This is a genomic window from Flavobacterium hydrophilum, assembly GCF_003202405.1.
Classification (GTDB): domain Bacteria; phylum Bacteroidota; class Bacteroidia; order Flavobacteriales; family Flavobacteriaceae; genus Flavobacterium; species Flavobacterium hydrophilum.
Genome location: NZ_QJHL01000002.1, coordinates 410,637 through 424,410, shown reverse-complemented (window position 1 = coordinate 424,410; position 13,774 = coordinate 410,637). Strand labels below are relative to the sequence as shown.

Annotated in this window: 12 protein-coding genes; 8 read left to right on the top strand and 4 right to left on the bottom strand. The window is 33.0% G+C overall.

Going from position 1 to position 13,774, the window contains the following annotated elements:
- Positions 1–12: 12 nt before the first annotated feature.
- From DMB68_RS10980 to DMB68_RS10970, 3 genes are all read left to right on the top strand, one after another.
- Positions 13–408, top strand: a complete 396-nt coding sequence (locus DMB68_RS10980) for a (deoxy)nucleoside triphosphate pyrophosphohydrolase (protein WP_231131639.1) — start codon at positions 13–15, stop codon at positions 406–408.
- Positions 405–3,554, top strand: coding sequence for a DEAD/DEAH box helicase (locus tag DMB68_RS10975; protein ID WP_110346718.1), 3,150 nt, complete (start codon positions 405–407; stop codon positions 3,552–3,554). The genes DMB68_RS10980 and DMB68_RS10975 overlap by 4 nt, the downstream gene beginning before the upstream one ends.
- A gap of 123 nt (positions 3,555–3,677) precedes the next feature.
- Positions 3,678–3,992: an HPF/RaiA family ribosome-associated protein gene (locus DMB68_RS10970; protein ID WP_110346717.1), complete on the top strand. Its 315-nt coding sequence runs from the start codon at positions 3,678–3,680 to the stop codon at positions 3,990–3,992.
- Between the two features lie 190 nt (positions 3,993–4,182).
- Here the strand turns inward: DMB68_RS10970 and DMB68_RS10965 are convergent, their stop codons facing one another.
- Positions 4,183–4,860 carry a hypothetical protein gene (locus tag DMB68_RS10965; protein WP_110346716.1) on the bottom strand — a complete coding sequence of 226 codons (678 nt, stop codon included), beginning with the start codon at positions 4,858–4,860 and terminating at the stop codon, positions 4,183–4,185.
- Positions 4,861–5,275: 415 nt separating this feature from the next.
- Between DMB68_RS10965 and DMB68_RS10960 the strand changes: the two genes are divergently transcribed.
- From DMB68_RS10960 to DMB68_RS10940, 5 genes are all read left to right on the top strand, one after another.
- Entirely contained in the window at positions 5,276–5,767 is a 492-nt protein-coding gene (locus DMB68_RS10960; protein WP_110346715.1) for a nuclear transport factor 2 family protein, read from the top strand.
- A 262-nt stretch (positions 5,768–6,029) separates the two neighbouring features.
- Positions 6,030–7,415 (top strand): ammonium transporter, encoded by a 1,386-nt coding sequence (locus DMB68_RS10955; protein ID WP_110346714.1) that lies wholly within the window; start codon positions 6,030–6,032, stop codon positions 7,413–7,415.
- Positions 7,416–7,596: 181 nt separating this feature from the next.
- Complete coding sequence (trmB, locus tag DMB68_RS10950) at positions 7,597–8,274, top strand: tRNA (guanosine(46)-N7)-methyltransferase TrmB (RefSeq protein WP_110347084.1); 678 nt, start codon at positions 7,597–7,599, stop codon at positions 8,272–8,274.
- 40 nt (positions 8,275–8,314) lie between these two features.
- On the top strand, positions 8,315–8,953 hold the full coding sequence (locus tag DMB68_RS10945) for a LysE family transporter (RefSeq protein WP_110346713.1): 639 nt from the start codon (positions 8,315–8,317) through the stop codon (positions 8,951–8,953).
- A 116-nt stretch (positions 8,954–9,069) separates the two neighbouring features.
- Positions 9,070–9,396 (top strand): MGMT family protein, encoded by a 327-nt coding sequence (locus DMB68_RS10940; protein ID WP_110346712.1) that lies wholly within the window; start codon positions 9,070–9,072, stop codon positions 9,394–9,396.
- Here DMB68_RS10940 and DMB68_RS10935 read toward each other — a convergent pair whose 3' ends face one another.
- The 3 genes from DMB68_RS10935 to DMB68_RS10925 form a co-directional block, all read right to left on the bottom strand.
- The gene (locus DMB68_RS10935) at positions 9,397–10,611 is read right to left on the bottom strand and encodes a L,D-transpeptidase family protein (protein ID WP_110346711.1); all 1,215 of its coding nucleotides are present in this window, start codon (positions 10,609–10,611) and stop codon (positions 9,397–9,399) included.
- Positions 10,612–10,856: 245 nt separating this feature from the next.
- The gene (locus tag DMB68_RS10930; RefSeq protein ID WP_110347083.1) at positions 10,857–12,182 is read right to left on the bottom strand and encodes a sensor histidine kinase; all 1,326 of its coding nucleotides are present in this window, start codon (positions 12,180–12,182) and stop codon (positions 10,857–10,859) included.
- A gap of 149 nt (positions 12,183–12,331) precedes the next feature.
- A complete protein-coding gene (locus DMB68_RS10925; RefSeq protein WP_110347082.1) occupies positions 12,332–13,681 on the bottom strand; it encodes a sigma-54-dependent transcriptional regulator in 1,350 nt (449 codons plus the stop codon).
- Positions 13,682–13,774: the final 93 nt, after the last annotated feature.

Below are 13,774 nucleotides of genomic sequence, written 5' to 3'. Positions count from 1 at the left end.
CACTCTAATAAAATGACTAAAATCATAAACGTCACATGCGCAATTATTTTAAAAGATAAAAAAATCTTAGTAACACAACGCAGTGAAAAAATGAAATTACCTTTAAAATGGGAGTTTCCAGGTGGGAAAGTTGAAAATAATGAAAATGAAATAGAATGTATTAAAAGAGAAATTAAAGAAGAAATAAATATTGAAATTGATGTTTTAAAAAAGCTTTCAAATAGTATTTATGATTATGGAACCTTTAAAATAAATTTAATTCCTTTTCTGGCTAATTATATATCAGGTGAGATTAATTTAGCAGAACATAATTGTTTTAAGTTGTTAGAAAAATCAGAATTATTAAACTTAGATTGGGCAGAAGCGGATTTGCCAATTGTTGAGGAATTTTTAAAAATTGGAATATGAATCAAGGACTCTATGAAGAATTAGTAACGAAACTAATCAATTACAAAATAAATGAGCTTGATAAAGAAACTTTTCAAGTAAAAAAAACTACAATAGACAAAGCAGAAGCATCTCAATTGTTATCTCAGCATATTGGCAAAACTATTAAACATGCTTTCACTTTAATAAAAGGGGAAGACGCGATTGAAACACAAATCGAAATTTCAAATAAGATCATTTTATTTCTAAAAGAAGAACTTAAAAAAGAAGAATTTGAGGATGATTTAATTGAAACAGAGGGAAAAATTTTAAAAGCTGTCTTTACAAAAGTTGATTCCCATTTCACGGATTTAGATTTGCATTTAAAAGAAATTACCCCTTACACAAGATTAATTCATAGTGAACTTTTTACTGGCGGGAATTCTGGAACAACTTTAGAAAGTGAATTACGAAAAGAAATATTGTCATCAGATAAAATCGATTTATTGGTTTCTTTCATTAAATGGAAAGGAATTAGGATTCTCGAACGTGAACTGAGAGAATTTACAGAAAGAGGTGGAAAACTTAGAATAATTACAACAACATATATTGGTGCAACAGATTCAAAAGCAGTTGAGTTTTTGGCTTCTTTAGAAAATACAGAGGTAAAAGTCTCTTACAATATAAGTAATGAAAGATTACATGCAAAAGCTTATTTATTCGAAAGAAACACAGGCTTTCATACTGCATATATTGGTTCGTCTAATTTTTCTCGTTCAGCATTAACAGACGGTTTAGAATGGAACTTGAAAGTAACAACTAAAGAAGTTGGTCACATTATTGATAAATTCAAGAAAACATTTGAAGCTTATTGGCAAAATTCAGATTTTGAATTGTATGACCAAAAAATTCACTCTGAAAAATTAGTAATTGCCCTAAAGCAAGGGAGGTTTTCAAAAGAAAATACTTTTACAACAGCCTATTTTGACATAAAACCTTATTCTTATCAAAATGAAATTCTTGAAAAATTAGAAGTTGAAAGAACAGTTCATAATAGAAATAGAAATCTTTTAGTTGCAGCAACTGGGACAGGAAAAACAGTAATTTCTGCATTCGATTATAAAAAATTCCAGAGTAATAACAAATCTTCGAAATTACTTTTTATTGCACATAGAAAAGAAATTTTAGAGCAGTCATTATCAAAATTTAGGGGAGTTTTAAAAGATAATGATTTTGGGCAATTATGGGTAGATGGTATTGAGCCAACGAATAACGAATATATTTTTGCCTCAATTCAAACTTTAAAAAATAGATTAAAAGAAATAAAACTTTCACCAGATTATTATGATTTTATAATTATTGATGAAGCACATCATCAGAAAGCGTTTAGTTATCGCCCCATTCTAGATTATTTTAAACCAAAAATTTTACTTGGTTTGACTGCCACACCTGAAAGAATGGATAATAAAAATATATTAGAAGATTTCTGTAATAGAATAGCAGCTGAAATTAGATTGCCTGAAGCAATGAATAAAGGTTTACTATGTCCATTTCAATATTTTGGAATTTCTGACAGTATAGATTTAAAAAATATAAGTTGGGCAAACGGAAAGTATTTAGCAAGTGAATTAACCAACGTTTATACTAAAAATGATGTACGAGTTGGTGAAATAATTAACAGTTTAAATAAATACACAAATGATATTCATGATGTTTGTGCAATTGGATTTTGCGTTTCAATCAAGCATGCAGAATATATGACCGAAAAGTTCAATCTAGCAAAATTAAACGCAAAGTATTTGACTACTAATAATAAAAACGAAAGAGAAGTTATTAGAAATGAATTTAAAAATAAAAAAATCAATTATCTATTTGTTGTTGATATTTTTAATGAAGGAATAGATATTCCTGAAATTGATACTGTTTTGTTTTTAAGACCTACTGAAAGCTTAACAATTTTTCTACAGCAACTTGGAAGAGGGTTACGTTTATTTGAGGGAAAAGAGTGTTTGACTGTATTGGATTTTGTTGGGAATTCAAGACCTGAATATGATTTTGAAAGTAAATTCAGGGCGTTGATTGGAAAAACTACAACTTCAGTTCAAAAAGAAATAGAAGATGATTTTCCACATTTGCCATTGGGCTGTTCCGTTGTATTAGAGAAAAAGGCAAAAGAAACAATTTTAGAAAACATCCAAAAAGCAACCTCATTAAATGTGACTCAATTGATAAATAAAATTAGAGGTTTTCATGAACAAACTAAATTGCCTTTAACATTAAATAATTTCATAGCACTAAACCATATTTCAATTGAAACAATCTATTCAAAAAAAGAAACTTGGTCTAGGTTATGTCAGAGAGCAGGTGTATTTAATGATTTTGATAGTACAAATGAAAAACAAATTTATTCTGCAATAAGCAATAAGTGGCTTTCTACAAACTCAACAAGTTATTTTAATTTTATTCTTAAAATAGCAAAATTAAACTTCAACATAAACATTGGGGATTTTGATGAGAACGAAAAGGCAATGCTACTAATGTTACATTATGACATTTGGCAAAATGCGGGTGGCTATGAGTCTTTAGAAGAAAGTATTAGAACCATCGGAAAGAATAAAATCTTGATTAATGAAATTATTGAAGTATTAGAAATATTAATCGATAAAGTTGATTTTAAAGAAACAGAAATTCAATTACCTTATAATCAACCTTTGAAATTACACGCTAGATATACAAGAGATCAAATTTTAGTTGCATTCAGAATGTCTACATTTGAAAAAAAATCCTCAAACGCGATAGGAGTTGGTGTAGCTGAAAATAAAGAATTAAATACAGAAATACTATTTATAGATTTAATTAAGTCCGAAGAAGATTATTCACCAACTACTTTGTACAATGACTTTGCAATAAGTGAAACATTGTTCCATTGGCAGTCACAAAATCAAACAAGAGATGATAAAGGAAAAGGGTTGACTTATATAAATCATAAAGAATTGAAGAAAAATATACTTTTATTTATTAGAGAAAAATCAAAAAATGAATTTGGAAATACAATGGGATATGTTTTTATAGGAGAAGGAAATTTTAAAGAAAATGAAGGATCAAAACCAATGAATATTAAATGGGAATTAAAAGAACCAATGCCAAACTATCTTTGGAAAGAATCTGCAAAAATGTCGATTGGTTAATTTTAAAATGACCTATTTGATTTCAAAAACTACCAAAAATATTTCATAATCTTTCCTTAACTCACTTGCCTTTTCATTTAAAAAAAAATAGCTTTGAGAAACAATCATTAAATACAAACCGTTATGAAAATTCAAATCAATACCGACAAAAACATTGAAGGACACGCAAGATTAGAAAATTATTTTTCAGGAGAACTCGAAAAAAGTTTAGCGCGTTTTGAAGATAAAATTACACGCATAGAAGTACATTTCGGAGATGAAAATGGAGAAAAATTCGGCTTAAACGATAAAAAATGCGTTCTTGAAGTCCGTATCGCCAATTTACAGCCGCTTACCGTTACAGAACACGCCGATACACTGGAAAAAGCGTTTAGCGGTGCTTTGGCAAAAGCCAAAAAATCATTGACTACTACTTTCGAAAAAATGAAAGCACATTAATAGAATATTTAAATTCCAAGTTTTAAATTCCAAATTCCAAACTAAACAGTGGGATTTGGAATTTTTTTGAAATAATTCTAATACTTCAAACTTAGAATACTTAAGTTTTTAAATTCCAAGTTCCAAAATAAAGACTTGGAATTTGGAATTTAAAAATTGGATTTTTTTTATCCGTTGAATTTCGACTAATTTAAGATTTTGGCAATGGCGCTCCCACGGCAATATCGCATCGGTGTCCCGGCTGTCCGTGTACCGGATTCGTTCCTTCGGCTGTGGTTACGGGTTTTGCGGTTTCGGTACTTAATAAAGCAGGAACGGTATTGTTTGCTGGCGGTGTTACCGTAAATGCTTTTTCGACTGTTCCGCTTTGAGTCGCAGCTGTTGTTGTGGTCGCTGGTTTTGTAACCGGAGAATTTAAAGGCGCTCCTACCGGAATATCGCATCTATGGCCCGGCTGACCATGCGACGGATTCATGCCTTTGCCTACTTTTACCGGAGCAGCAGTTACCGTTTTTGTAGTAACCATATTGGGCTGACCAGAATTTACCTGAACTGTTTGCGGTACCTGAGCGGTAACCTGACCTTGTTGTGTTGGTGCCGAATTCAATGGTGCTCCAACGGCAATATCACAACGATGTCCCGGTTGTCCGTGAGCAGGATTCAGTCCTTTTGTTTCTCCTAAAACCGTATTCGGGTTTGTAGCAGGAGCCTGTGCCACCGGAACGGCTGTTTTAGAAGTGTCTTTTGCAAGTCCTAATCGGATCAGTTCAGATGTTGAAGTATTCTCCTGGACTTCTAATTCTTTTTTACAGGAAATAAAAGCTAAAGAGGCAATAATGATCGAACTTATGTAGATTTTTGAATTCATGATCGAGGTGTTTAAAAAGCTATCAAATATAATTTTTTTCTACCATATAAGTGATATAAGACAATTTAAGTTTTGAGTTACTTTGTTAATAGCCTTTGAAAGACATATAAGAAAATCAAAATGAACAAATCTCATCGCTTTGTAATTATTTAACACATAGAAACATAGTCTCGGAGCGCTGAAAAAAGGCGTTTCACTAATTTGAAAACACATAGCTATGTGTAAAGAAATGTATTTCTTTATTCAACTCTTTTTACTACATAAAACTATGTTTTTCTATGTGTTAGAATAAACTTTTATGAACTCAACAACAATTAGTAAAATTTAAATTTCACAATACTAGACACAATACTAAAATGAACTTATATCACTTATATGGTAAAAAATAATACCTTTAAACTTAAATACTTTATACATGAAAAAGACCATACTATTACTTTTATTCGCAACTGTTTTTGCAAATGCCCAAAATGCCGAAAAAGACAAAATCAACCAGACTCTTGACGCCTGGCACAAAGCAGCTGCCGATGTGAAATTCGACGCTTATTTTAATGCCATGACCGAAGACGCGATTTACATCGGAACAGACGCTACCGAAAACTGGATTAAACCTGATTTTAAAGCCTGGGCGAAACCCTATTTCGACAAAGGAACAACCTGGAATTTTACGGCATTGGAACGCCACATCTTTTTTGACAAATCCGGAAAAATTGCCTGGTTCGACGAATTACTCAATACACAGATGAAAATTTGCCGTGGTTCAGGAGTTTTGGTCAAAATAGGAAAAGAATGGAAGATTCAACATTATGTTTTATCCATGACGATTCCGAATGACGAAGTGGATTCAGTAGTAAAAATAAAAGGGCCCATCGAAGATATTTTGATTGCCAAACTTCAAAAAAAATAAGCAATATCTGTCATTCTGTTTGCAATCATCAGCTTTCGGGCACTTTAGAACTCAGGATATCAATTCTATTATAATATATTTGACAATAATAGCGTAAATTTAGAAGCACAAAATAAGATACTCTCAAAAAAACAAGCTGAATTTTATAAAATTTACTAAAATAAAAATCAAGCCTCTATTTTGTCACCCCTTAAAATTAAAATATTTATTTTTTTTTAACTTTGCCCCCAAAAAAAATAGGGTTAAATAAAGTATTTGAAAAATGAAAATAGAAAAACGCTGGATCATCTCCTTTATTATGATAAGTATTGTTTGTATCACGGGTGCTTTTTGGCCTACTGTTACAGAAAATGATTATGTATTATCTGCATTTGGCACCATTGATCACATTGTACCCGCAGACGTTGCCTGGATGCTGACATCCTCTTGTCTGGTTTTAATCATGACCCCGGGATTATCTTTCTTTTACGGCGGAATGGTGGGCAAGAAAAACGTGATTTCAACGATGTTACAAAGTTTTATTTGTTTAGGAGTTGTTACGCTTTTATGGGCTGTAGTGGCTTTTAGCCTTGCGTTTGGAGAGCCTGTTGGTTTTGGTTCAGGGGATCATTTTTACAGTTTCTTCGGAAACCCTACAACTTTTGCTTTTATGGACTATGTAGGCGTCCTGCCTCATAAACAATTGGCTACTACGATTCCGTTTATGCTTTTTGCTTTATTTCAGATGAAATTTGCGATTATCTGTCCTGCTATTATTACAGGATCATTTGCGGAACGTGTACGTTTTATCTCCTATTTAATTTTCATCAGCTTATTTACCATTTTTATATACGCTCCTTTATGTCATTCCGTTTGGTATCCAACGGGTGTTTTGGGAAGCTATTTTGGTGTAAAAGATTTCGCCGGAGGAACCGTAGTACATATGAGTTCCGGATTTGCTGCTTTGGCCGGGGTTATCGTTTTAGGAAAAAGAAAAAACAGTCAGCATATTCCAACCAATATTCCGTTTGTTTTATTAGGAACCGGAATGTTATGGTTTGGATGGTTCGGATTCAACGCCGGATCTGCTCTTGCTGCGAACGGAACTGCTGCCATGGCTTTTGCGACAACCACAACTTCATCGGCTGCAGCCATGTTAACGTGGATTTTCTTTGACCGAATGAACGGAAGAAAAGTTTCTGCTCTTGGGGCATGTATCGGAGCTGTTGTAGGTTTAGTAGCCATTACTCCTGCTGCAGGTTTCGTATCGGTTCCTGAAAGTATGTTTTTCGGATTCATAACAGCCTTGGTTTCAAACACAGCTGTAAACTGTAGTTTTTCAAAAAGATTTGACGATACACTGGATGTTTTTGCCTGTCACGGTGTGGGCGGAATTATGGGAATGATCTTAACAGCTATTTTTGCCCATGGTGAAGATGCAAGTTTACTGCACGGAGGATGGAATGTTTTCGGACATCACATGATGGCATTAGTACTGGTTTCAATATTTACCTTCTTCGGAGCTTATTTCTTGTTCAAAGTAACCAATTTCATTATTCCGTTACGAGTTTCAGAAGAATCAGAACACATCGGACTGGATTTGTCTCAGCACGATGAAACTTTAGATCCAAATTCCGGTGCTATAACTGAGCCACATTACGGTAACTAAATATAAAAACAATAACACGATTGCACAGATTCTAAAAGATTGAAATAAATCTTGAGAATCTGTGCAATTTTTGTTTAGAACAAGTTTGATTTTCTTTTTGAGCAATAATATTCTTGTTTTTAACCGTTTCGCCCGATTCATTCGTTTATATTCCTTAATTTTGCGGAAAATTTTTGTAAAAGTGGGAAGTAAAAATAAACTAAAAAGATTCAGGGAAAACGAAACATTTGAAAACGTTTTCCAGCCAACCAGAGAAGAAGTTGTAAGTGATTCGTTTCCGTTAAGAGGAAAATGGAATACTGATTTCTTTAAAAATGACAATCCGTTAGTTTTAGAATTAGGATGCGGTAAAGGAGAATATTCTGTTGGACTGGCAGAAAAATACCCGGACAAAAATTTTATTGGAATTGACATTAAAGGTGCCCGCTTCTGGAGAGGCGCAAAAACTGCTGTTGACACAGGATTACACAATGTGGCTTTTATAAGAACTCAGATCGAATTAATCAATCATATTTTTACTGAAGGCGAAGTAGATGAAATCTGGATTACTTTTCCGGATCCACAGATCAAATACAAAAGAACCAAACACAGAATGACCAATTCTGAGTTTTTACAATTGTATAAAAAAATCCTTAAAAAAGACGGTGTCGTAAACCTAAAAACCGACAGCGAATTTATGCATGGATATACCCTTGGATTGTTGCACGGCGAAGGACACGAAGTTTTATATGCGAATCATAATGTGTATAAAAATGAAGGGAGTCCTGAAGTAGTAACTTCAATTCAGACCTTTTACGAAAAACAATATTTAGAAATTAATAAGGCAATTACGTATATTCGTTTTAAAATTAAAGACTAATTTAGTTTAAAACATTTTTTTAGAACCATTAAATAACAGAATGGCATTATTTACTCCACTAATTTCAGGTTTTATTGCCGCTGTCATTGGGATTATTCCGCCAGGTTTACTCAATATGACAGCTGCCAAAATAAACCTGAAAGAAGGTAAAAAAAATGCGTTGTGGTTTGTAATTGGTGCTGTCCTCGTAATCCTTTTTCAGGTTACGGTAGCCGTTTTATTCGCACGGGTAATCGACAATCGCCCGGACATTGTTACACTGTTACGCGAAATTGGTTTTGTGACCTTTTCTATTTTAACGATTTACTTTTTATTTATTGCTAAAAAACCAACTGGCAAGAAAAAATCAAAGATTAAGAAAAGCAGTAAAAAAAGCCGCTTCTTTTTAGGGATGCTGCTTTCGGGTTTGAACTTTTTTCCTATTCCTTATTATGTAGTTGTAAGTGTGACATTGTCTTCTTATCATCTTTTTGCATTTGAAAACAATATTATATTCACCTTTGTATTAGGATCAGTTCTGGGTTCATTTGCCGCTTTGTACAGCTATATTGCCTTCTTCGGCAAAATAGAACAGAAAACCGATTACTTAATGCGGAATATGAACACCATTATTGGAAGCATTACGGGTTTGGTCGCTCTTGTAACGCTTTTTAATATTCTGAATTATTATTTCGGATAATAATAAACCACAGATTAAAAGATTAAATTGGCTTCTTTGGCAATAGGGCAAAAAAGGTGTTTCAATCGTTAATAAAACCGAATTTTATTCTTTAATCTGTGGCAAACAACCAAACTATGGCTGAGGAAAATTTTTTCGAAAGAGTGTATGCAATCGCCAGACAAATCCCATACGGAAAAGTAACATCTTATGGCGCAATCGCAAAAGCCTTAGGTACAGCTCGTTCGGCCAGAATGGTAGGCTGGGCCATGAACGCCTGTCACAATATGGATGACGTCCCGGCGCACAGAGTTGTAAACCGAAAAGGGCTTTTGACCGGAAAACATCATTTTGACGGAACTAATTTAATGCAGCAGCTTTTAGAAAACGAAGGCATTAAAGTCGTTAACAATCAAATCGTTGATTTTGATAAACACTTCTGGCAGCCTGAAATTCAATTGTAATTATTCCATTACCAAACCATTAGTACTATCTAACACTTTTTCCTTATCTTTCTGATACACATCCGGAAGGAAATAAACTTCACCTGTTTCTTCATTTACCCAGGAAGTAAAATAGCCTATGTATATTGGAATTTTAGTTTTCAGGATACAGGTTGTTTCATTTACGCCATCCATTGCACTGTCTATTTTTTCATCAGTCCAGTCCGGATCGTCTTTCAAAATAACATGAGCCAGTTTTTTGGCCTCTTTTATGTTGATACATCCGTGACTAAATGTACGTTTTTCAAACTGAAACAAACTTTTGGCCGGTGTATCGTGCATGTAAATGTCGAAAGGATTTGGAAACAAAAACTTCACTAATCCCAAAGAATTTTTTGGTCCTGGTTTTTGTCTTACCCTGCCTCCATTCCATTCCATGTTATTTTCCTCCAGATAATTTTTGTCTTTGGCCATGTTCAGTTTTAATTCATTATCAATAATACTCTGCGGAACATTCCAATATGGGCTGAAGACTATTCTATCCATCGTACTGCTAAAAATTTCCGTTTCTGCCCATGTAGTTCCCACAAAAACATCAGAGGTAAATTCGTTTGCTCCATTTTTAACATACAACAGTTTATAAGACGGAATATTGACCATAATATAATCTCTTGCCTCTATTAAATTTTCCGGAATCAAACGACAGCGCTCCATATTTAGTTTTATGGTTCTGATTCTTTCAGATACAGGCTCATTCATTTGTTTAATGTGATCAAATGTCAGTTTATAATTTAAAGCAAGACCATATCTCTTTTTATAATTTAAAACGCCGGCCATGAGTTCTTCATCATACAAACTGCTTTTTGAATCTTTTTTTAAATCCCCATCAATATACAAACGCTCACGGATTTGTTTCACCGCAACACCACTGTCAAAAGGTTTTAAATCTTTGTAGGTGGCACTGTCAATATCAATTTTTTTCCACAGTTTTTTTCTTTGAATTTTTTCGTATTTGTCCAAAGCTATCTGAAGACGATCATACTGTCTGGATAAAAGATACACTTCTTTTGAAGATTTTTTAGACAAATTATTAGTAGAATCAGAATTCTTTTGAACTTCCGGATTTTCTTTTGTGTACAAATTATCCACTGGCTTTATATCTTTAGTCTTAAAACCAAATGAAGTTAATACAAAAGCTATTGCTATAATTAGGAGGGATTTATGTAATTGTTTCATGATGTTATCTTTTTAAATATTTTAAATTATTTATTTAAAAAAATAGCGCAACCATATTAAAAATTTGAAACCTTCAAAACGATTTTTCACTATATTTTTTAAATATTGAAAATCAAAAATTTAGGGTATTTCAAATTTACGACGCAACATCAAGAATCGTTTTATAGAATCTTTAGAACATATTTTAAAATTCACATCATGCCAAAATAACACTTAACACATTGATATGCAGAATTTTATTACAATTAAATCAGGCAAATAATAAAACTTGTTTTGTCTTTATCAGTCTGATAACTTAAATAACCGCCATGGGCTTCGATGATGTTTTTAGAAAGCGTTAAGCCTATTCCGGCTCCGTCTTTTCTGGTAGTGAAGAAAGGTAAAAATACTTTGTCCTGAATTTCAGGATCGATTCCTTTTCCGTTGTCCGAAATGGTTATAAAAAATCGATTATTATCCGTGTAGCTAGATACAAACAGTTTTTTCCGGGGTTTTTCTTTTAATGCATAAATACTGTTGGTAATTAAATTGATAATTACCTGCTCTATTTGATTTTTATCAATCAGGATTGATCTTGAGCTGTGAATATTATTGATTAATTCAATATTTTCTGCTTTCAGAATTGGATTCATAACACGCAGACAGTCTTCAAAAAGTGAATTTATGAGAACCTTTTCTTTGGTTGGAGTCGGCAGCATCGCCAGTTTACGATAGTTTTCTACAAATACCTGCAAATGATCGCTTCTGTTTATAATTGTCGAAATACTGCTTTTGATGTCTTCAAAATCATCTTCTTCCAACTTTTCCTGATCGACAATCTGAAGTAAATTCTGCGAAAGCGCCCGAATTGGCGTTAAAGAATTCATTAATTCGTGTGAAATAATTTTCATCAGGTTAATCCACGCTTCTTTTTCTTTCTTTTCAATAACGCGCTGTATACTGTCCAGTAAAATGATAAAATATTCTTTATTGTAAGTTTGGGTATGTGAAGTTTGTAATATAAAGGTCTGCAAATCCTGCTCTTCAATCTTAATAGAGATTGCCGATTTTAATTCGGCGAAATCTGTTTTCTCGATTTCATTGCATAATGATGGAAGATAATTTTTAAGGTATTGCCAATGACTGACTTTTGGAACTTTAAATAAATCCGAAAAACAATCGTTCATCAAAAAAATATTCCAGTCTTCATTTTCTTTTTCCAAAATTAAGGCTGCGGTATCGATATTATTTAAAAGTGAACGATAAATCAGTTCTTTTGAAGTTTGTTCCTGCTGCTGTACTTTTAAAGTCTCATATAAAAGATGCAGGTTTTTAAAATTATCTTTTTTACTTCCTTCGGGAAAGTGGTTTGAAAAATCATTATGCAGAATCGAAAGTAAAGTCCGGTCGTAAAACTGAGATTGATTTCGAACATAAAAATACATTTCGCCCAGCATTACGAAAGCAAAAGCAGTAACCAGAATAGCGTTGAAATAAAACATTTTAAAGATTAAAAAAACACAGAAAAAAAAGAGCAGCATTACAAATACAGCCCTGATGAATAATGCGTTATGAAATTTCCAGTTTTTCATTAATTTATTTTTTATTGCCACAGATTAAAAAAATGATTTTTCAAAATCTTTAAATTTAAGTTTCCCGCAGATTCTGCAGATTTCGCGCATTTTTAAAATTGAATCATTTTTATCTGTGAGATCTGCAGAACCTGCGAGAAAAAAAATTATTACCCTATATTTTTTAAATCGTATTTTTCAATTCTTCTGTACAAAGCAGCTCTCGATAAACCTAATTCATCAGCAGTTTTACTGATATTGCCGTGGTGTTTTAAAAGTGCTTTTTCAATGGCCGTTTTTTCCATTTCTGACAACGGATTTTCATCATTTTCCTGAATTCCCTCAAAATCCAGAATATCAAGATCATGAACAGAAATTGTATGGCTATCAGCCAGAATCAAAGCACGTTCGATTTTATTTTGCATTTCACGGATGTTTCCTTTCCATGGATATCGTTCTAAATACGGCGCTACATTTTCTTCAAAATGCCAGTTTTCCTGATTGTATTTTTCGGCAATATTTTCTAAAATAAAATGCGCCATCGGAACAATATCTCCTTTTCGCTCCCGTAAAGGCGGCAGATTTATTTCCATTGTGTTGATCCGATACAGCAAATCTTCACGAAAGGTTTTGTTTTTTACTTCTGCTTTAATATCATTATTCGTAGCCGAAATTATTCGGACATTCAATGGTCTTGGTTTGCTTTCGCCCAAACGTGTTACTGTTTTAGTCTGTAAAACATGCAGTAATTTAGATTGCAGATGAAGCGGAATATTACCAATTTCATCCAGAAAAATAGTTCCGTTTTGTGCACTTTCGAATCTTCCTGGCGTATCGGTTTTGGCATCTGTAAAAGCACCTTTAGCATATCCAAAAAGTTCACTTTCGAATAAATTATCACTTAGAGAACCTAAATCGACATGAACAAAAGACTGGCTTTTTCGTTCTGAATTTTGATGGATAAATTCTGCACAAACATATTTCCCTGTTCCGTTTTCACCTAAAATCAAAACATTCGCATCGGTTTTTGCTACTTTTTCAGCAATTGAATAGGCTTGTTTTATTTTTTGGGAAGTACCGGTAAAATACTGTTTATCTGTTTTTTCTACAATTGGTTTTTTGTTATTTTTTCTGCTTTCGGCGACAGCCTTATCAATTGTTTCCAGTAATTTTTCGTTGTGCCACGGTTTTAAAACATAATCAAAAGCCCCTATTTTTATTCCTTCTACTGCAGTTTCTATTTTTCCGAAAGCTGTCATCAAGATCACGATAGTCTGAGGCGAGAGTGTTTTAATTTCTTTCAGCCAATGAATTCCTTCGCGCCCGTCTTCAAAACCAATTCGGTAATTCATATCGAGCAAAACCACATTTATTTCATTTTCACTGAGAAGAGAAATGATTTTTTTTGGATTATTTGTCGTAAAAATGGTTTCAAAATGCTTCTTGAGAATCATTTTTGCCGAAAAAAGAATTTCTTCCTGATCGTCGACAATTAATATTTGGGCCTGTTTTTTTCTCATGTTGTGTTTTTTTGTCCATTTTCGAACGGTCAACTGTTCATTATCGGACACTGGTTTTTCTGATGATTCTGAAAGCTCCTTTTAAATCAGCGC